This window comes from Collinsella sp. AM09-41, assembly GCF_003473245.1.
GTDB lineage: Bacteria > Actinomycetota > Coriobacteriia > Coriobacteriales > Coriobacteriaceae > Collinsella.
On sequence record NZ_QRMJ01000001.1, the window covers coordinates 396,805 to 417,088 of the forward strand.

Here is a 20,284-nt window from a genome sequence, read left to right on the forward strand (position 1 = left end):
ACGGTTTGTCCCCGCGGCGCTCGCGAAATCCGATGCTTACAGAATGAGCGAACACCGCTGAGAGCCTCAACCCAAATGAGCTGTTCATGTGGTAGCATCGGGATTCACATGAATGAGGGAGTAGTCGCGTGACCGGGTTCGCCTCCGGTGGCGCGGCAAGTCAACATACTGGCCGACACGGTCTGGCTTGCCTTAATGAACGAGACTCGTGGTTGTACGCGCGGCGCGTACGCCACGGGTCTTTTTTGTTGCTCCCCTGTCAGAAGTACACGCGGGTTCGCCCGCAAGGAGGGAGCCAAACCATGGGACTCGTAGAGCTCGTGCTGCTCGCCATTGGCCTTTCGATGGACGCCTTTGCCGTATCCATCTGCAAGGGCCTTGGCATGAAGAAGATCAACCTTAAGGTCGCCGTAGTGCTCGGCCTGTTCTTTGGCGGCTTCCAGGCCGGCATGCCCGTGATCGGATGGGCGCTTGGCAGCCAGTTTATGGGCATCATCGGCCCCATCGACCATTGGATTGCCTTTATCCTTTTGGCCTTCATCGGCGGCAAAATGCTGTGGGAGGCTTTTACCGAGGACGAGGATGAAGGCGACGGCAAGAATGCCGAAAAGATTGAACTGAGCGAGTACCTGATCCTCGCCATCGCCACTTCAATCGACGCCCTGGCCGTGGGCATCTCGTTCGCCGCGCTTTCGGTCGACATCGTTCCCGCTGTATCGCTTATCGGCGTCACAACGTTTATCTTCTCCGTCGCCGGCGTAGCGATCGGCCACACCTTTGGCGCGCGCTACGAAAAACCTGCCACCATCGTGGGCGGCATCGTGCTCATCCTCATCGGACTTAAGATCTTGCTTGAGCATCTGGGGATTTTGGCGCTGTAACGCCAAACACAATCGCTCAAAACTCAACGCCAGTACAAGGCCTCATGCAAAGTTTTGCATGAGGCCTTTTCGTGCAGACTTTTGCATGTCATACTGATATGCAAAAGTCTGCACGTTAGGAGATCGCCGTGAATACCCTTCCCATCACCACACCGCGCCAAGCTGGCATCTACGTGCGCCAGGCACGCGAGGCTCAGGGTCTCACCCGTGCCGCCCTCGCCAAAACGGCCAGTGTTTCAGAGCGCCTGCTCGCATCGCTCGAGCTAGGAGACGCCACCGGCATTCGACTCGACAAGTTGCTGTCCGTCTTTAACGCACTCGGCATAGGTCTCTTTGCGCAAAGCGATAACGACTCCATCGCATCGCCCTCCGAACATCCGACGACGAAAGCGGACCTCCCTATCGCGAACTCGAATGCCCTGCCAAAGCCAAGCGTAGGCAGACGACCCGCTCGACAGGGAACGCCATCTTCCTATGGTGCCTTGCTGGCCCAAATCGCAGCCGAGCAAGGCCTTTCCGACACTTCAGACCTCTCCTTTGACTGTAAGGTTGTGAAATAAATGGCAGAGATGGAGCTTGCGACCCTCATTTGTGGCGAAATCGCAGGCACTCTCCGGCAAGACGAGCATGGACTCTGCAGCTTTGTATACGCCCCAACCTATCGCGGAGCACCACTATCGCTTACAATGCCGCTTTCCAATCGCACGTATGGCCATAACATCGTCCGCCCGTTCCTATTTGGCCTTTTGCCCGACAGCCAAGAGCAGCGTCGCGCTATTGCCGCCGAGCATGACGTTGCATCCAACAACCCCGTCGCCCTCTTGTGCCATATCGGTCTTGACTGCGCAGGGGCCGTTCAGTTTTGTCGAACCGATCAATTAGGCGCCGCCCGCGGCAGGGTCTCGGCATACCGCCCGCTTACCAATTCTCAAATCGCTCACAAGCTCAAAGCAATTCGCGATGACGAAAGAGAGACATGGATGGGCTCCAACGAAAGCTGGTCCCTGGGCGGCAACCAAGGCAAATTTGCACTAGCTTGGCATGATGGCCAATGGTGCGAATGTCTAGGGTCATCCCCCACTACCCATATCTTCAAAAATGGTGTCGTTGGGTTCAAACATCAGGCCTTAAACGAATTCGTCTGCATGAAAACGGCTCGGCGTGTTGGCATTCCAACTGCCAACGTCTCCTATTGCACATTTGAAGACGAAGCCGCGCTCGTCGTTGAACGGTACGACAGAATTGTCAATAGCAGCGGAAATATCGAAAGGCTGCATCAGGAGGACTTTTGCCAGGCGCTCGGTGTATTGCCAAGCCAGAAATACACCGCCGACGGAGGACCAACCACACGAGACATCCAAGAACGACTGATTAACACAGTCCCCCACCACATGAATCTTGTGCTTTTTACCTATATGTTGTTCTATAACGCCATTATCGGAGCGCCTGACGCACACGCTAAAAACTACTCGCTCATCCTAGGTAAAGGCACAAACGCAGCGCTCGCACCCATGTACGATGTCGCATCGGGCTTGGCGTACGAGCGTATGCGCCGCCGGGCGCGCCTTGCCATGAGCGTTGGCGGCGAAAATCGAGTGGGGCGCATCGGTCCAGGCGCTATCCGCCGATACCACGGTATGGGCGACCCCGCGCTGGAGGCGGCGCTCACCGATGCCGGGCTATCCGAGAAGTTTTGCTTTGCGACCATGATGGACCTCGCCTACGAGGTGCCCATTTGCATGGAAGAGATCATGGACGAATACGCCGACCTGCCCGGCATGGCGGACCTGCGCGAGCACATGCTCGGCCCCGTCCGCGAAAACTGCCAGCGCACCCTCGACCTCATCAAGGCGGATATGGGCTAGGCGCCAATCAATCCACATTTCTTAAAAGAAGAGGGGGGCACCCGTCGCAAAAGTTCGGATGCCCCCTCTCGTAATGTCATTTGCAATCCGCTAGCACGTGGCTCGAACTGCTGCTAGCGCGACCCTTACGCGGCAAGGCGCTTGAGGACGTCGATGAGCAGCTCGTAGAAGCGCTCGGCAGAAGCGAGCTCCATGCTCTCGTCCGGGGTGTGGACATCGGAGAGCGTCGGGCCCACGGCGATGGCGTCCAGGCCGTGCAGGGCCTCAGCAAACAGGCCGCACTCAAGGCCAGCGTGAATGGACTCGATGCGCAGCTCGGAGCCAAAGAGCTCGCGATAGCTCTCGACAAAAACGTCGCGGACCGGCGAATGCTCGGCATAGCTCCAGCCGGGATACTCGAACTCGAACTTGGCGTCGAAGCCCAAGACATCGGCCAGCGTCTGCAGGCGGTCCTTGAACTCGTTCTGCAGCGAGGTGATCGAGGAGCGCGGGGACAGCATGATCTTGACCTGGTCGTCGGAAGTGGCGACCACGCCGATGTTGGAGGAAACCTCGACGGAGCCGTCAGTGGCGACGTTGCGGCGAATCACGCCGTTAGGGGCAAGACGCAGGGCGCGGATGAGGGCAAGCGCGGACTTCTGATCCATGGCCTCGACCTCGGCGTCGTCAGCAATCTCGACGGTGCAGGTAAAGCCGGGGTCGAAGACCTCGAGCTCGGCAGTGACGTCGGCGATGATGTCCTTTGCGATCTGGGCCGCGGCCTCGGCGGCAGCGTGGTCGGCGTAAACCAGCTCGGCCTTGCACTCACGGTTGATGGCGTTGTCCTTAGTGCCGCCGTTAAAGCTAACGATGGCGGGCTCGCCGGCGACCATCAGGCGGTCGATGATGCGGGCCATGATGAGGTTGCCGTTGCCGCGCTCCAGGTTGATATCGTTGCCGGAATGACCACCCAGTAGGCCGGAGATGTCGAGCGTGAGGGTGCTGCCGGTCTTGTGCTCGCGCACGATGGGGCAGGTGTAGGTAACAACGACGCCGCCAGCGCAGCTGACGGTGGCAACGCCCTCTTCCTCGGAGTCAAGGTTAATCATGGTGCGGGCGCTAATCTGGGACTTGTCGAGCGTCTCGGCGCCGACCAGGCCAGTCTCCTCGTCGGTGGTGAATACGCACTCGAGGGCGGGGTGAACGATCGAATCGTCGTTGAGCACAGTAAGCATCAGAGCGACAGCAATACCGTTGTCGGCGCCCAGGGTGGTGCCGTTAGCGGTGAGGACGCCGTCCTTCACGACCAGGTCGATACCGTCGGTCGTAAAGTCGTGCTCAACAGAGCCCAACTTGTCGCACACCATATCGATGTGGCCCTGCAGCATCACAGTCGGGGCATTCTCGGCGCCGGCAGAAGCCGGCTTGCGAATGATGACGTTGTAGACCTCGTCCTGGTACACATCGAGGCCGCGCTCCTTGGCAAACGCAACCAGGAAATCGCTGATGCCCTTCTCGTTGCCAGACCCACGGGGGATCGCGCTGACCTCCTCAAAGAAATGGAACAGCTGGGCGGGCTCGTAGCCGGTGATCTTGTAATCCATGGTGCCTCCTTGGCGCAACTGGTTAGACAGTAAGACATGCGCCTTGTATATTCCCAGACTTTGCGTGCATAAACCAGTCGAAAACGCCGAGCGCCCTCGCATCATCGGCTAACGGTGGACCGTATAGCGTAACGGTCACAACTTCCGCAGCTCTACAAATCGAGGCGCCCTTTCCGGAGCGCCTCGATTGCGCGTATCAAATTGTCGCCACGCCTTACAGCGCGCCGGAACCGGCTTGCATCATGCCGCCGGGGCCCGAGGTCACGCCGCCGCTCACGGGCGCGGCGCTGCCAGTGTGCGGTGCCGCCGGGGTGGTATCGCCACCGAGCGTACCTGCCGGACGCGGTGCCGGAATCTCGCCCGTGCCGTGGCTAAAGACAAACTTGCCATCGGCCACGTCGCACAGGACGGTATCGCCCTCGCCCCACTCGCCGGCCAGAAGTTCCTCGGACAGCGGGTCCTCGATGAGCTTTTGAATAGCACGGCGCAGCGGACGCGCACCGTTGGTGAGGTCGGTGCCCTCGGCCACGATCTTGTCATAGGCCGCATCGGTGAGCTTGATGTTCATGCCGTTGGCAATCAGACGCTGGCGCAGGTCGTCCACCAGCAGGTGCGCGATCTTGGTGAGATTCTCGCCCGAGAGCTTCTGGAACACAACAATGTCGTCGATACGGTTGAGCAGCTCGGGGCGGAACAGGCGCTTGAGCTCGCCCATCGCGCGACCACGGATCTCACTCGACGTGAGACCCTGCTCGCCGGTGGTGCCAAAGCCCACGCTCGCATCCTGCGCAATCTCGCGGGCGCCCACATTGGACGTCATGATGATCACGGTGTTGCGGAAGTCGACCGTCTTGCCCTGGCTATCGGTCAGGCGGCCCTCCTCCAGCACCTGCAGCAAGATGTTGAAGATATCGGGGTGCGCCTTCTCGATCTCGTCGAACAGCACGACCGAGTACGGGTGGCGACGAACGGCCTTGGTGAGCTGGCCGCCCTCGTCGTGACCGACGTAGCCCGGAGGGCTACCGATGAGCTTGGAGACCTCGAACTCGCTACCGAACTCGGACATGTCGAAGCTGATGAGCGCGTCTTTGCTGCCAAAGAGATACTCGGCGAGCGTCTTGGCGAGCTCGGTCTTGCCCGTGCCGGTGGGACCCAGGAAGATAAAGCTGCCGCCGGGACGACGCGGGTCCTTGAGCGGCGAGCGGCTGCGGCGCACGGCCTTGGCGACGGCCTCGACGGCCTCGTCCTGGCCGATAATGCGGGTCTTGAGCACGCTTTCGGTCTGCAGCAGGCGACGGCTCTCGCTCTCGGTGAGCGAGGAAACCGGCACGCCAGAGGTCACGGACACGATGTCGGCAATCTGACTCACGTCGATGGTGAGCGGGCTGGCGTCGAGCTCGGCGGTCCAGGCAGCCTTGGCCTCGGCGAGTTCAATCTCGGCAGCCTTCTGCTGCTCGGTGATCTCGGCGGCCTTGTTCATGTCGTCGCTCTCGGTGGCCTCCTGCGCGGCGGCCTTGAGCTCCTCTATGCGATGCTCGGCCTCGCGCACCGGCTCGGGCGCGCGGTTGGCGGCGATGCGAGCGCGGGCACCGGCCTCGTCGATGAGGTCGATTGCCTTATCGGGCAGGAAGCGATCCTGGATGTAGCGGTTGGAGAGGTTCGCGGCGGCCTCGATGGCACCCTGTGTATAGCGCACGTGGTGGTGCTCCTCGTAGCGCGGCTTGAGCGCGGTCAAGATCTTGACTGTATCCTCGACGCTCGGCTCCTCGACATCGATGGTCTGGAAACGACGCTCGAAGGCCGGGTCCTTGGTGAGGTACTTGCGGAACTCCTCGGCCGTGGTGGCACCGATAATCTGGAAGGCGCCGCGCGCGAGCACCGGCTTGAGCATGGAGCTCGCGTCGATGGAGCCCTCGGCGGAACCGGCACCGATGATGGTGTGCATCTCATCGATAAACAGGATGACGTCGTCGGCCTCGGTTGCCTCCTGGATCACGTTCTTGAGGCGCTCCTCGAACTCACCGCGATACTTGGCGCCCGCAACGAGACCCGGCAGGTCGAGCGTCCAGATATTCTGGTTCATGAGGTTCTCGGGCACGTTGCCGGCGGCGATCTGTTGGGCCAGACCCTCGACGATGGCCGTCTTGCCCACGCCGGGATCGCCCAGGATGAGCGGGTTGTTCTTGGTGCGGCGCGAAAGGATCTCCATCATACGCTGGACTTCCTTTTCGCGACCAATCACGGGGTCGAGCTCACCGTCGCGGGCCTTCTGCGTAAGGTTGGTCGCGAACTGCTTAAGCGTATCGGTACCACTCCCCTTTTGCTGAGAGGCATCCGAGCCGCTAAAGAACGGCAGGCCCGCACCGGGACGACCAGCACCGGCACCGGCGAGCGGACGCTTCTTGTCCTGGTCCTTGGCAGTGAGTTTCTCGATAGCCTTTTTGATGGAGGCGGACGACACGCCCAGGCGCATGAGGATGTCCATGGCCATGCCGTTGCCCTCTTCGACGATGCCGATCAGCAAGTGCTCGGTCGACACGTAGGTCTGGTTGTTCTCACGCGCCACGCGGAATGAACGCTCCATCACGCTAATGACGAGCGGCGTAAAGGCGAGCTTGGCCGCCTCGGTCTCCTCACTGGGCTCGGGAACCGTGGTCTGGACCTCTTTGAGCGTGTCCATGATGTCATCGTAGGAGATGTCGAGCGAACGCAGAGCCTCGGCGGCAATGCCCTCGTCCTCCTTGGCGAGTGCGAGCAGCAGGTGCTCGGTACCCACCTTATTTGAGTGAAGATCGAGCGCTTCTTGCTTGGCCATGGACATGACCTTACGCGCGCGATCGGTAAAACGGTCTAACATGCTAGTTCCTCTTAGACGAGCTAGTTTTTTCAAACGCAAAGCGCCGCCCCGCGGCAGCGCTTTGGTCTCTTTACCCATATGGAGTATATGTTAACCGTTGGGACCTTTTCCGCATGCAGCCATACGACAACGTCTACAAAAAAGGAATTGCTCGGGTCCGTTTGGCGGTTTGGTTTTGAGCTGCTGTCTAGCAGGCGGGCTCGGCGCCCATGTCCTCGGTAACGTCATTGACGGCATCGGCAACGGGAGCGCCCGGCATGCGCACGAGCTCCATGTGCGGCTCGGCAAAGACCGTGCCCATGGGGAAGGCGCGGCGGAAGACAAAGCGAGCAACCGGACCGGCCACCAGCAGGTTCCAAGGTAGAGCCATGATAAAGTTGCGCGGAATGTTAACGAGCCACATCATCGGCAGCAGCTGCAGGTTGGCGAGCGGGCCGCCGGGCATGTGGAACAGGCCCTCGCACGCACCGTAGAGCGACATGATGATGACCATAGGAACGACCATGCAGGAGCTGACGGCGAGCGTCATGGCAAGCGGCGAACTCTTGCCCGGCGTGACCAGGAATTTAAAGGCGAAACCCTTGGCGAGCGGGCTGGCGACAAACCAGTCGCAGCACATGGCAAAAACGTAGGCAACGGGGAAGCCGAGCCACGCGGCGGCAACAACCTCGCCGTTAATGGCCCCATGCTGCAGGGCAACGTTGTAGATGCTCATCCAGAGCACCATGCAAAAGCACATGATAAAGGTGAACAGCAGGCTCTCTCGTTTGTTGATAGGCATAAAGGGCAAAATCCTTTCTGTGTTACGCCGCGGCACCACGCAACAAAAACGGGCGGACGAGATGGAGCTGTTGGGACTTCATCTCGCCCGCCCGTGATACGTGCGTCTGCGACTACTTATGTGGTGGAACCAGCCTAGCACGAAAACCCCGCGCTTCGTAAGCGTTGAGTTTGTGAAGATGCGGGGCACCAATAATCCCCCGACCCCATAAGTTGCAGTGGAATACGGACTGTTTTGACCCTTTAAGCAGCAATTCAGTCCCTATTTCACCGCAACTCATTTGGTGCAAAGCAACCTGTCCCCCTTGCACCAATTAGCTGGTGTGGCGCCAGCGAGAGTCGGTGAGGGTTCTCGCCACGCCCAGGCCAACGGGCAGAAACGCCACAATGAGCACTGCACGCACAAACCAGCCGAGCATATTGACCGTGTCGAAGGTGCACATGTAATACATCGAGCGATACAGATACAAGCCCGGCACCATAATGACAATCGATGGCACCGTGAGGGCGATACGTGGGTAGGTGAGCTTGATTTCGGCTAAGCTCGCGAGCAGCCCCGATACCAGCGCGCCAATAAACGCTGCCGCCTCGGGAGGCATACCTACGCTCAGGCCCAGAAAGGGAAACAGCGTCGGCGCATCGACGAGCGTAAGGCGCAAGGTATTGGACACGGCGCCGATCAGCCCAGCTGCCGCGGCCATCTTTACCGGGCTGTTGAACATAACCGAGAAGCCAAATACACCGACGAAGCTCATCACCACACGCAAGAGTGTAAGAGCCAACGGTGAGAGCCCGAGCGGGACAAAGTCATCCGGTGCCAGCCCCACACACTCGGCAACCATCCAGCCCACAAGGGTCGCCATCACAATAATCGACACGGCATACGAAAGACGCTCAATGCCGCTTCGCATATCGAGCTTAGCGATGTCGAGGCCTGCCGTAATGAGGGGAAAGCCGGGAATCACAAAGAGCATGGCGCCGATATAGCCTTCTTGGTGCGACATTGCCCCCGGTACGACCTGGCCAAGGCCGAGCAATGCCAGCAGATACGAAACGCAAGCGAGCGCAACGCCAATCGTCAGCGCGCTAAACTGGCCAAGACCCTGCTTGAGAATATGAGAGCGAGCAAAGTTGCCGACACCAGCGCCTACGAATGCGCAGGCCATCTCGATAGGGCCGCCGCCGAGCAAAAAGACGAAGGCGCCGCAAGCACAAGCTGCCGCAAGGCCCTGTTGCCAGGGAGAGTAATCGGGTTTTGAACTCTCAACGGTCTTGAGCATCTCGTGGTATTCGTGCACGGTAAACCGGCGCCCATACGTCTCGATTTCCTTTAGGAAGCTCTCCATCATCCAAATGCGATGGGTATTGACTCCCGTTGTGGGCAGGCTGACAACCTCGTTAAAGCAGTGGCCATCTTCGATGCAGGTGCACTCAAACGACAGAAGACTTAAGTCAACGTGGACGGTGACACCGAGTACGGCGGCAACGCGATTCATGGTATCGCGTACACGCCAGGCACCCGTTCCGCTCGCGAGCATAAGCATACCGGTGCGGCAGATGATGGATGACTTATCGGTGAGCGGCGCATCGACGGCAAGCTCATCGCCTGCCGTCACGATCTGGTGCCAGTCTGTTTTCATATGGAGTGCGCCGGCACGAACACCGTGGTGCATGGGGGCTCTCGAAAGCAGCGAGTCAAGACGCGAAGACTGTGGGGGCTCCGTTGATTCGTCCTCAACCTCATCAGTCTCTTCATCGACCAGATCAAATGAGTCAAGCGATGCCGGCTCGCGACGATCGATTAGCTCCTCATCCTCATCGTCAAAGTAATTGAACTGATCGAGCATGTCCTCTTCGATTGCACGCTCGCTCGCGTCGTCCATATAGACGCTCCCTTCCTACCGACTAACCCCCATCCTAGGCAGCGACGGCTAAAGGAAACATAAAAGAGACGGCTGCCATGCGAGCCATGTGCTCAATAGCCGTTGGGTAGTCGTTTAAGAACGTCCCCAATGACTATTGACGGCCAAGGCAACGCCGATGTATTGGCAACGTCAGCGAGCGGGCCGCATTTGAGACAAGGTGACGTGAAACGAAAGGGCGCTGACCTTCTGGTCGCGCCCTTGAAGTTGAACGTCAGATTGTCCAAATGCGGCCCGCGCAGCGTCGAGCCGTTACGCGGTTCGTAGAACCGCGTAACTAGTTAGTACATCTTTGCGCCGGCGGGGATGGAAGCGTCGAGCTGGATCAGATTGAGACGCTCCTCGCCCTCCTCCTCGTGGATAGCGCTGATGAGCATGCCGCAGCTGGGAATGCCCATCATCTTGCGCGGCGGCAGATTGGTGATGGCGAGCAAGGTCTTGCCGACCAGGTCCTCGGGCTCATAATAACCGTGAATGCCGGAGAGGATGGTACGGTCGGTGCCGGTGCCGTCGTCGAGCGTAAAGTTCAGCAGCTTCTTGGACTTCTTGACGGCCTCGCATGCCTTGACCTTCACGGCGCGGAAGTCGCTCTTGGAGAAGGTATCAAAGTCGACGAACTCCTCAAACAGCGGCTCGACGGCAATCTTGGAATAATCAACCGTGGGCTTGAGCGGCTTGACGAAGGGGCTCGCGGCGTTGCCGGCCTCGGCAGCCTTGGCGGCAGCGGCACCGGACTGGAAACCCTTCTCGGGCTTCATGTGCGGGAACAGCAGCACGTCGCGGATGGAAGCCTGGTTGGTGAGCAGCATGACCACGCGGTCGATGCCGATGCCGATGCCGCCCGCGGGAGGCATACCGTACTCGAGGGCGCGCACGTAGTCCTCGTCATACTCCATGGCCTCGTCGTCGCCGCCGGCCTTCTCGGCCATCTGGGCAGCAAAGCGCTCAGCCTGGTCGACCGGGTCGTTGAGCTCGGAGAACGCGTTGGCGTACTCGTGACCGGCAATAACCAGCTCAAAGCGGTGCGTCAGACGCGGGTCGTCCTCAAAGCGCTTGGCAAGCGGGCTGACCTCGATGGGGTAATCGCACACGAACGTGGGGTTGACGATGGTGTCCTCGCCCAGCTCATCGTAAATCTCGGCGATAATCTTGCCGGCGGTCCACTCGGGCTTAATCTCCAGGCCCTTCTCGCGCGCGGCGGCAGCAAGCTCCTCGACCGGCGTGTCAATGGTGACCTGCTTGCCGAGCACGTCGGAGACGATGTCGGTCATGGGACGGCTGGCCCACTCACCAGAAAGGTCGATGGTCTGGCCCTGGTACTCGATGACCTCGGGGTTGCCGATGGCCTTGTTAGCCGCCTTAATGACACCCTGGGCGAGCGCCTTCATACCCTCGAGGTCGGAGAAGGCACGGTAGGCCTCCATCGTGGTGAACTCGGGATTGTGGGTAAGGTCCATGCCCTCGTTACGGAAGATACGGCCGATCTCGAACACGCGCTCAAAACCGCCGACGATGCAGCGCTTGAGGTGCAACTCGGTAGCAATACGCAGGTAGCACTCCTGATCGAGCGCGTTGAAGTGCGTGATGAACGGCTTGGCAGTAGCGCCGCCCTGGATGGTCTGCAGGATGGGGGTTTCGACCTCCATGTAGCCGTCGGACTCCATAAAGCGACGGAAGGTGGAAAGAATCTGCGAACGCTTACGGAAGGTCTCGCGAACGTCGTCGTTGGCGATCAGGTCGACATAGCGCTGGCGATAGCGGGTCTCCTTGTCGGAAAGACCATGGAACTTCTCGGGCAGCGGACGAACGGCCTTGGCAAGCAGGGTCGCGCTCTTAGGGGCAACGGAAAGCTGGCCGCGCTGGGTGCGCACGACCACGCCGGTCACGCCCAGGATGTCGCCCAGGTCGAGGGACTTGAGCGTATTCCAGGCAGCCTCGTCCATGTCATTGATGCGGCAGAACAGCTGAATCTCGCCGGTCGCATCGCGCACGACGATGAACATGATCTTACCCTGACCGCGCTTGGCGACCACACGGCCGGCGATCTTCACGACGTCCTCGGTGTCCTCGCCATCGGCAAGCTCGGCGTACTTAGCCTCGATATCGGCAACGTAGTCCTCAAGCTCAGAGTGCTCGGGATAGGGGTTCTGGCCCGCCTCGAACAGGGCGGCGCGCTTGGCCAGGCGGGTGGCGCGCTCGTCGTTGAGCGTCGATGCCTGATCTGCGGCGTTCTGGTTCTCTGCCATAAGTTAGCTCCTCAAACTAAAACGCTCCCCAGGATTCGGTCCCAGGGAGCGAAAACATACCTTTACGCGGGACCGTGGTCTAGCGTGCAATCTTGGCGATGGTGTAGACGCGAGTCTTGCCGGAAGGCGTAACGACCTCGACGGAGTCGCCCTCGCCGTGACCGATGATGGCGTGGCCGACCGGAGACTCGTTGGAAATCTTGTGCTCGAGCGAGTTGGTCTCGGTGGTACCGACAAGCGTGACTTCCATGACCTCACCGTTGGGATCAATCAGAGAAACGGTGGAACCGATGGAGACGGTCAGATCGCCCGTGGTGGCAGCAACCTGAGCGTTGGCGAGGATGGCCTGGATCTCGGCAATACGAGCGGCGTTCTGGGCCTGCTTGTCCTTAGCGGCGTCGTACTCGGAGTTCTCCGAAAGGTCGCCGAACGCGCGGGCTTCCTTGATGTCCTCGACGATCTCCTTGGCGTAATCGCCCTCACGCCAAGCGAGCTCCTCGACGAGCTTCTGGCGGCCCTCAGCGGTCAGTACGATCTGGCTTGCGTCCATACGGATATCTCCCCAACTCTGATCAAACAATCAACTGTCAACAAAACGAAAAAGACCGGCTAGCCTGCGGGCAAGCCGGTCAGGTGCTCACCCCAAAGGGATGGGACTACTCTGCGTCCGCGTCGCTGTCCTCTGCCTGCTTCTTCTTGGCAGCAGCGAGCTTGGCCTCGAGCTCAGCGATCTCCTTGTCCTCCTCGGACTGCTCGACCACGACCTCCTCGGCCTGCTTGGTCTCGGCCTTATCGTCGCCCTCCATACCCTCACGGATATTCTTGACGGTAGAGCCGAGGGACTTGCCGAGCTTCGGCAGGTTCTTGGGCCCGAAGATAATCAGGACAACGACGAGAATAATGATGAGCTCAGGAGCCCTCAGTCCAAACATGTAGACCTCCACAATACAGCGAGACAAGCTCGAATGAGTATACCGCGGGTATCGCGGTATCACAACAATAGCTAAAAAAAGGGACCGCAAGAAGCGGTCCCTCCTCATGCTCTGGTCGGGTTGACTGGATTTGAACCAGCGACCCCTGCGTCCCGAACGCAGTGCTCTACCAAACTGAGCCACAACCCGTTAGCTCGACTATAGTAACAAAGATTTTCGCCGCGTGCTAGATAAATTTTTATTTCTTTGGCGCTTCAATGCGAACCGTGTCGGAAACGAGCTCCGTTGCATAAGCCCACCAGCCGTTTTGTTGAGCCGTCGCCGCAAGATTGGCTGCCGTGGCGGCGCTATCGCAGAGAGCAAACGAGCAGGCACCCGAACCGCACACGTTTGTGGCAATGGTACCGTCCTGTGAACGAAGCCAGTCGAGCACCGTTTGAATCCGCGGCTCCATCTGCGCGGAAATGACACCCAGGTTGTTGTGGACGAGCGCGTAGGCCGCCTCTGCGTCTCCCGAGCGAAGGGCAGATGCGATCGCTCCGGGCTTGTCCGCAGGCGCTGGGGTCTCGTCAACACGTCGATAGGCTTCAATTGTTGAAACGCTTGCCTCGCGCGGCTTAACCAGCACGACGGGTGTCGCGGGAAGTGCGGGGTACTCGGTTGCCAGCACGTCTCCCCCACCCACGTAAAATGCAGGGCTGGCATGCAAAAAGAAGGGAACGTCGGCGCCAATGCCGCGCGCGATGTTGTCCAGCGCGGGATCGGCACGGTCGATACCCCACAGCTCTGCCAAGGCGACAATGACCGCCGCGGCATCCGTCGAAGGACCGCCCAGGCCGGCACACAACGGGATGCACTTCTCGATCGTGATGCAGACGTTGGCTTCACGACCATAATGCTCGGCCATAGCGAGCGCAGCACGATACGCCGTATTCTTTTGCATGGGAAAGTCGGATGTCGGAATCGTCTGGACGGTCAGCGCCTGTGCCGGCGTAACCGTCACGGTATCGACAAGACCGACGGCTGCCATCAGGGAATCGACCTTATGGTAGCCGCGGTCGTCACGCTCGGTATGAACCCCCAGATAGAGGTTAATCTTTGCCGGCGCGGAAAGAGCCAGGGACCGATCGGTCACCGTTAGTGCTCCTCGAGCTGATTGCCGAGCGGGGTAAAAATGTGCTCACCGCTCTCGGGGTCGAACAGCTCGACCTGCCCGGTGAGGACATCGATATACTGGTAGGACTGACGCGACTTGCGGCCGCGACGTTCGTCAACCTCGACGATAAAGACGGCGGGGTGGACGCTCTTGATGGTGCCCATGCGCTCGACGACGCGGGTGCGGCCCATGTTGGCCTTCACCTTGACGCGATCGCCCACCATATCGGTCAGCTTCTCGTGGATGTCGTCGACGTGATTGACTTCCATCTCTTCCATGAACAGGGCCTCCAGAAGGTGCAATTCAAAAAAGGGGATAATACCCCTAAGATAGACAAAACTCTAATACTATAGCACCCTGCTGCCGCCATACGCAAGTAGCTAAAAAAGCCCCATCCCAAATACGTACCAGACGACAACCTCGCATGACCAGTTGTTACGCGGTTTGGTAAAACCGCGTAACCTAAAGGTTGTCCGTGTCCAAGACGATGGTGAATGGGCCGTCGTTGACCAAGTCGACTTTCATATCGGCGCCAAAGATGCCGTGCGCCACGTGTTCGACATCTTTGCGAACGAGCGTCAGGAAGTACTCGTAGAGCTCGTTGGCAACATCGGGCGCGCCTGCATCGGTAAACGACGGACGGCGACCGTGGCGGCAGTCAGCGAACAGCGTGAACTGCGACACCACGAGCATCTCGCCGTCGACATCGGCAAGCGCCAGATTGGTCTTGCCGTTCTCGTCCTCGTTGATACGCAGCCCGCGGAGCTTGCCCCACAGCTTGTCGGCCTCGGCACGCGTGTCGCCGTGGCCCACGCCCAGCAGCACCAGATAGCCGCGCCCAATTTTACCCACGCACTCGCCGTCGACTGTCACGCCGGCATTGAGTACGCGCTGCACCACCGCACGCACGGCTTACTCCTCGCCCGTCAGTTTGGCGGATAGGTGCTCGAGCGCATGGAATCGATGGCTGATGGCGTTCTTCTCGTCCGCCGTGAGCTCGGCCATAGTCTTGCCCGGCGTATCGACCGGCAGGAACAGCGGGTCGTAGCCAAAGCCGTGATCGCCGCGGCCCTCGTGCGCGATAACGCCCTCACAGGCGCCCTCGCCATAGGTGACCAGGCCGTCCGTATCGATGAGCGCAACGACGCTCATAAAGCGCGCGGTGCGGTCCTCGTCTGCCACGCCTTCCAGATTCACGAGCAGCTTGGCATTGTTGGCGGCATCGTCGCCGTGAACGCCCGCGTAGCGCGCGCTATACACACCGGGCTCACCGTCCAGCGCGTCGACGACCAGGCCCGAATCGTCGGCAATGGCCATGAGCCCCGTCTCTTCGACGGCAGCCTGCGCCTTGATGATGGCGTTCTCCAAAAACGTCGTGCCGTTTTCCTCGGGGTCCTCAAAATCACCCAGCTGACCCAACGCCACAAAGCGAACCTCGGGCATGACCTTGCCCAAAATGGCCTCGATCTCGGTGAGCTTATGGGCATTGCCCGTTGCCACGACGATGGTCGCCGCCGGGTCGAGGGTGTCGATATCGATCTTCTCTAGTGCCATGACTGGCTTCCTTGTCTCTATAGCAATGCCGCCCAAGGGAAACTGGCCTCGAGCCCTCTCCCCTCCCTGGCGACAGAAACCTTATACTTCGACGTTTTCCCAGATAAAACCTACCAAAATTAACATCCCTTTTTGGCAGGTTAGGCGAGGGCTTGGCGCTGAAGCTCGATGAGCTCGGCAACGCCCTTGTCGCCCAGGTCGAGTAGGGCGTTGAGACGCTTACGGTCGAAGGGCGCCTGCTCGCCGGTACCCTGAAGTTCGATCATCTCGCCGGTGTCGGTGGCGACGAGGTTCATGTCGACTTCGGCGTGGCTGTCCTCGGAATAATCGAGGTCAAGCAGCGTATTGCCGTCGACAACGCCCATAGAGATGGCAGCCACCTGGCCGGTAAGCGGGATGCGCTCGATCTTGCCTGCCTCGACCCACATGGCGAGGGCGTCGTGCAGCGCCACCCAGGCGCCGGTAATGCTCGCCGTACGCGTACCGCCATCGGCCTGGATCACGTCGCAGTCGACGGTGACGGTGTACTCGCCGAGCGCCTTCATGTTGACGACGGTACGCAGGCTGCGACCAATGAGGCGCTCGATCTCCATGGAGCGGCCTTTGCGGTTGGCGTGCTCGCGCTTGCAGCGCTTGCCGGTCGATGCCGGCAGCATGGCGTACTCCGCCGTTACCCAACCGGCCTTGGCGCCCTTGCGCCAGCCCGGCACGCCCTCCTCGATGGTGGCAGCGCACAGCACGCGCGTATCGCCAAACTCGGCCAGGCACGAACCGTGGGCGTGCTTCATAACGCCGCGAGTAAGCTTGATGGGGCGCAGCTCATCGACGGCGCGGCCGTTGGCGCGGTTAACCTGCATGTACTCCATAGGAATATCCTTTCGGCAAAAGATGTGGCGAAGGCTTTGGCGGCTGCCTTACATCTATTTCAGCTCATCGATATCGATATGTTCGATGCTCTTGAGCGGCTGACCAAAGATAAAGCTGCCCGCCACCGCAAACTCGGCAATGTTATCGGCCGTCGTGGCAAAACGATGCTGCGGCTCGGCGGCGTCGCCCGCCAGCTGCTCGCGGCGCGTGAGGATATCGGTCAGCTCGCGCGTGGTCTCCTCGGCGGAACTTACGACGCGCACCCCAGGCCCCAGCGCATGCCGGATAGGTCCCACCAACAGCGGAAAATGCGTACAGCCGAGCACCACGGTATCGATACCGTGGTCGCGCAGCGGCTCAACCGTGGCACCCACCAGCGCACGCACGGCAGGCGTATCGAAGATGTCCTCGTTCTCGAGCCACTGTTCCTGCAGATGTGCACCCGAGGCGAGCTCGTGTTCGACAACCTCGACAAAGCTCGAGGCAGGACAACCGTATACATCGACGCCGGCATCTAGATCCTGAATGGCGCGCGTGTAGGCGCCCGAGCGAATGGTGAGGTTGGTGGCGAGCACGCCCACGCGACGCGAACGGGTGCTGTTGATTGCCGCACGGGCACCCGGCGCGATCACGCCGATCACGGGAACGTCGAGCACCTGCTGGGCCAGACGCAAGGCCGCAGCTGTCGCCGTGTTGCAGGCGATGACCATAATCTTGACGTCGTGCTTCGACAGCCAACGGCCCGCCTGCAACGCAAACGAGCGCACCTCATCCTCGGTGCGCGTGCCGTAGGGGCAGCGTTTGGTGTCGCCGAAGTAGTAGACGGACTCGTGCGGCAGCACCGTCGCGATGGCGCGCGCAACCGTCAGACCGCCCAAACCAGAATCGAACACGCCAATCGGGCGCGTGTCGCCTGTCGGATTCTCGATATCGGACATTACCTCACCAGTCTCTCTCGAAAAGACATGTCCAAGTGCGGCGACGCCGCGCTACGAACGCGCCGCGACCAGCAGCTCTGCCGTCGCCGCCCAACCGTCGACAATTTTGCCGCGCGTAACGAAAGCGTTCTCGCAAGCAGCCAGGAACTCGGGCGCGCCGGCGCTCGTCAGGCCATTCTCGACCAGGCAGAACGTGCCCACGTGATCGGCCATGTAGAAGTCGGACTCGGAATCGCCGAGCGCGAGCGTCTCCTCGCGCTCAATCCCCAGGTGCTCGCAGAAGCGCGCGATGGCAACGCCCTTGTTGAGGCCGGCGGGATTGATGTTAAACGCGCGACCGTCCTCGACGCGATCGAGCTCGAGCGTCGTCGGCTTGGACAGATGCGTCAGGTGACCGTTACAGGCCCACACCAGGCCGCAGCCGGCCTCGTCCAGGATGGCCTGGACCTCATTGTCGGGCACATCGCCGCGCATGCCGACGGTGACCTCGCGGTACTTGTAGCCGGTCGACATGTCGTTGTGATACTCGATCTTGTGCGGCCAGCGGGCAAGAATCTTCTCGCACACGCCGGTCTGCTCGATCACCTGGTGCGGAGTAAGGCCGCAGGCGGGGTCGTAAGGCATGTCGCCAGTCAGATACTCCCAATCGTTGGCTTTGAGGTCGTACATGACCAGGCCGCCCATCTCACCGATGTAGGAGTTGAGGCCGAGCACGCGCGCATCCTCGTGGATCATGGTACGGTTGCGGCCCGAGGTGGGAACCACCTGAATACCAGCGCGGGCAAGTGCCACGACGGCCTCGACGAGTTTGGTCGAGGGGTTACCGTCGTTGTCGCGCAGCACGCACGAGCCGGGCGCGAGCATCGTGGCATCCAGGTCGGTAAAGACGTACTTGACCTTGGCCAAGCGCTCGCGCATCTCGCCCGAAAGCTCGGCAACGGTCGGCAGGGTGTTGTGGGACATGGTTACTCCGTTTACGTAGAAGGGTTTGGACTTGGACGGCATGTTTTGATTGAGGGAACACGCTTATGGCGACAGCGCACTCAGGGCGCCGCCGCCATCATGGTTCATTAGTCAAACTGGGTAACATCGATCAGGCGATTGGCCAGCGAAAGGTCGCTCTCGATGGGCACGAACTCGTCGCCCACGTGCATGAGCTCCTCGTCACCCTTTGCCAGCAGCAAGACAATGGTGGGAGCATCGGGGTTGACGTACTCCTCGCGCGCCGCCTTGAACGCCGCATGCACAGCGGCTTCGCGGTCGAGGATGATCTTGTTCGGCGTATCGTCGGGAACATGCTCGGCAAGCTCGCGACAGACCTTCATCGGGTCCTCGTGAGCCGGGTCCTCGTTGGCAAAAATCATCAGGTCGGAATATGGTGCGGCCTCGCGCGGAAGCTGCTCGCGGCGCTCCTGCGCCTTGCCGCCGGCAGCGCCAAACACTGCAATGACTGGACTAGCGGGAAACGCGCGCTTGACCGACGAGAAAAGCGAACGGAACGAAAGCTGGTTGTGCGCATAGTCAACGACGCAGATCACGCGGCCGTCCTTCGACTCCACGACCTCCATACGGCCCGGCACACGCAGTTTGGAGAGGCCCTTCTTGATAGCCTCGATACCGATGCCGATCTCGCGCGCAGCGGCGATAGCGACCAGCGCGTTTTCCACGTTAAAGTCGCCCGCGATGCCCAGCAGGACCTTCTCCCCCGCCTCGGACTCGTCGGCACACAGGCCATGCAGGTTAAACTCGATGTTAAAGCCGACCATGCGCACATCGCTCGCCCACAGGCTTGCCTCGGGATGCTCGACGCCAACGGTCACCAAGCGCTCGGCCGTCGACGCTGCCTCCAACACACGGTCAACCTCTTCGGTGCCCAGATTCACCACGGCGGTCTTTGCCTGGTCAAAGATCCTGAGTTTGCTCTCAAAATAATCCTCAAACGTGGGGTGTTCGATCGGTGAGATGTGGTCACGGCCGATGTTGAGGAAGCACGCCACGTCAAACGGCAGATTCTCGACGCGTTGGTACTTGAGCGCCTGGCTCGAGACCTCCATGACCATGGATTGGCGACCTGACGTGCGGCAGTTGGCGATATGGCGCCAGACCTCGGGGGCCTCGGGCGTAGTATTGGTGCTCTCGTAGCACTCGATGCCATCGTCGGTACTCACCGAGCCGATCATGCCGCAGGACTCGCCCGCCGCTTTGATGATGGACTGGAGCATAAAAGCGGTCGTGGTCTTTCCCTTGGTACCGGTGATACCCACGATCTTGACGTCGTGGTCGGGACGGTCGTAGACCTCCGGCGGCAACAGGGCCATGGCCGTGCGAACGCCATCAACAACCAGCATCGCAGCACCGCTCTCCTGCGCCAGCGGCTCCAGAGACTCGACCAGCGACTCCTCGCACACAAATGCGACGGCGCCCGCATCGAGCGCCATGCTCAAAAACGCGGGCTTAAAGGCAGTGCCTTTGCAAAAGAACACGTCACCCGCCGAGACCGTACGCGAATCAAACGAGCAGCCGGTCACGGCACGCTCGTCAACCTGCTCTGACGCGCGCAGCTCGCCGCACACATCGAGAAGCTTGGCAAGCGTATCGACCGTGGTCACGGTCGCGGAATCCGAATGGTGCATCTTTCACCTTTCTCAGCCATTTGGCAGGGACGGTTTTTATAGTAACTGAAACGCACCACGCAAAAACGGC

At 60.3% G+C, this 20,284-nt stretch carries 18 protein-coding genes and 1 tRNA gene; 3 read left to right on the forward strand and 16 right to left on the reverse strand.

Features of this window, described 5'->3' with window-relative positions; translation table 11 throughout:
- The first annotated feature begins 302 nt into the window (after positions 1 to 302).
- The 3 genes from DW112_RS01760 (at position 303) to DW112_RS01770 (ending at position 2,746) form a co-directional block, all read left to right on the forward strand.
- A complete protein-coding gene (locus tag DW112_RS01760) occupies positions 303 to 881 on the forward strand; it encodes a manganese efflux pump MntP family protein (RefSeq protein WP_117635969.1) in 579 nt (192 codons plus the stop codon).
- A gap of 128 nt (positions 882 to 1,009) precedes the next feature.
- On the forward strand, positions 1,010 to 1,441 hold the full coding sequence (locus DW112_RS01765) for a helix-turn-helix domain-containing protein (RefSeq protein ID WP_158551009.1): 432 nt from the start codon (positions 1,010 to 1,012) through the stop codon (positions 1,439 to 1,441).
- Entirely contained in the window at positions 1,442 to 2,746 is a 1,305-nt protein-coding gene (locus tag DW112_RS01770; RefSeq protein WP_117816901.1) for a type II toxin-antitoxin system HipA family toxin, read from the forward strand.
- Between the two features lie 125 nt (positions 2,747 to 2,871).
- Here DW112_RS01770 and DW112_RS01775 read toward each other — a convergent pair whose 3' ends face one another.
- From DW112_RS01775 to DW112_RS01850, 16 genes are all read right to left on the reverse strand, one after another.
- Entirely contained in the window at positions 2,872 to 4,329 is a 1,458-nt protein-coding gene (locus DW112_RS01775; protein ID WP_117775886.1) for an aminoacyl-histidine dipeptidase, read from the reverse strand.
- A 214-nt stretch (positions 4,330 to 4,543) separates the two neighbouring features.
- Positions 4,544 to 7,186: an ATP-dependent Clp protease ATP-binding subunit gene (locus DW112_RS01780; protein WP_117775887.1), complete on the reverse strand. Its 2,643-nt coding sequence runs from the start codon at positions 7,184 to 7,186 to the stop codon at positions 4,544 to 4,546.
- Between the two features lie 187 nt (positions 7,187 to 7,373).
- On the reverse strand, positions 7,374 to 7,967 hold the full coding sequence (locus tag DW112_RS01785) for a DUF2798 domain-containing protein (protein WP_118328216.1): 594 nt from the start codon (positions 7,965 to 7,967) through the stop codon (positions 7,374 to 7,376).
- A gap of 313 nt (positions 7,968 to 8,280) precedes the next feature.
- Positions 8,281 to 9,849 carry a threonine/serine exporter ThrE family protein gene (locus DW112_RS01790; protein WP_199576948.1) on the reverse strand — a complete coding sequence of 523 codons (1,569 nt, stop codon included), beginning with the start codon at positions 9,847 to 9,849 and terminating at the stop codon, positions 8,281 to 8,283.
- A gap of 320 nt (positions 9,850 to 10,169) precedes the next feature.
- Positions 10,170 to 12,134: a lysine--tRNA ligase gene (lysS, locus tag DW112_RS01795; protein WP_118328217.1), complete on the reverse strand. Its 1,965-nt coding sequence runs from the start codon at positions 12,132 to 12,134 to the stop codon at positions 10,170 to 10,172.
- A gap of 79 nt (positions 12,135 to 12,213) precedes the next feature.
- Positions 12,214 to 12,684: a transcription elongation factor GreA gene (gene greA, locus DW112_RS01800; RefSeq protein ID WP_006234960.1), complete on the reverse strand. Its 471-nt coding sequence runs from the start codon at positions 12,682 to 12,684 to the stop codon at positions 12,214 to 12,216.
- A gap of 106 nt (positions 12,685 to 12,790) precedes the next feature.
- Positions 12,791 to 13,066 carry a twin-arginine translocase TatA/TatE family subunit gene (gene tatA / locus DW112_RS01805; RefSeq protein ID WP_022094895.1) on the reverse strand — a complete coding sequence of 92 codons (276 nt, stop codon included), beginning with the start codon at positions 13,064 to 13,066 and terminating at the stop codon, positions 12,791 to 12,793.
- Positions 13,067 to 13,178: 112 nt separating this feature from the next.
- A tRNA-Pro gene (locus tag DW112_RS01810) sits at positions 13,179 to 13,255 on the reverse strand.
- 49 nt (positions 13,256 to 13,304) lie between these two features.
- Positions 13,305 to 14,201 carry a 4-(cytidine 5'-diphospho)-2-C-methyl-D-erythritol kinase gene (gene ispE, locus DW112_RS01815; RefSeq protein ID WP_233545835.1) on the reverse strand — a complete coding sequence of 299 codons (897 nt, stop codon included), beginning with the start codon at positions 14,199 to 14,201 and terminating at the stop codon, positions 13,305 to 13,307.
- Positions 14,202 to 14,203: 2 nt separating this feature from the next.
- Entirely contained in the window at positions 14,204 to 14,500 is a 297-nt protein-coding gene (locus DW112_RS01820) for a Veg family protein (protein WP_006234957.1), read from the reverse strand.
- Between the two features lie 184 nt (positions 14,501 to 14,684).
- Positions 14,685 to 15,131 carry a D-aminoacyl-tRNA deacylase gene (dtd, locus tag DW112_RS01825; RefSeq protein ID WP_118328218.1) on the reverse strand — a complete coding sequence of 149 codons (447 nt, stop codon included), beginning with the start codon at positions 15,129 to 15,131 and terminating at the stop codon, positions 14,685 to 14,687.
- Between the two features lie 3 nt (positions 15,132 to 15,134).
- On the reverse strand, positions 15,135 to 15,776 hold the full coding sequence (gene rdgB, locus DW112_RS01830; protein ID WP_022094898.1) for an RdgB/HAM1 family non-canonical purine NTP pyrophosphatase: 642 nt from the start codon (positions 15,774 to 15,776) through the stop codon (positions 15,135 to 15,137).
- 140 nt (positions 15,777 to 15,916) lie between these two features.
- Positions 15,917 to 16,642, reverse strand: coding sequence for a ribonuclease PH (rph, locus tag DW112_RS01835; RefSeq protein ID WP_117641055.1), 726 nt, complete (start codon positions 16,640 to 16,642; stop codon positions 15,917 to 15,919).
- 54 nt (positions 16,643 to 16,696) lie between these two features.
- The gene (gene murI, locus DW112_RS01840) at positions 16,697 to 17,581 is read right to left on the reverse strand and encodes a glutamate racemase (protein WP_117641054.1); all 885 of its coding nucleotides are present in this window, start codon (positions 17,579 to 17,581) and stop codon (positions 16,697 to 16,699) included.
- A 51-nt stretch (positions 17,582 to 17,632) separates the two neighbouring features.
- Positions 17,633 to 18,544, reverse strand: a complete 912-nt coding sequence (locus DW112_RS01845; protein WP_117635958.1) for an HAD family hydrolase — start codon at positions 18,542 to 18,544, stop codon at positions 17,633 to 17,635.
- Between the two features lie 107 nt (positions 18,545 to 18,651).
- Positions 18,652 to 20,214, reverse strand: coding sequence for a Mur ligase family protein (locus tag DW112_RS01850; protein ID WP_118094801.1), 1,563 nt, complete (start codon positions 20,212 to 20,214; stop codon positions 18,652 to 18,654).
- Between the last annotated feature and the right edge of the window lie 70 nt (positions 20,215 to 20,284).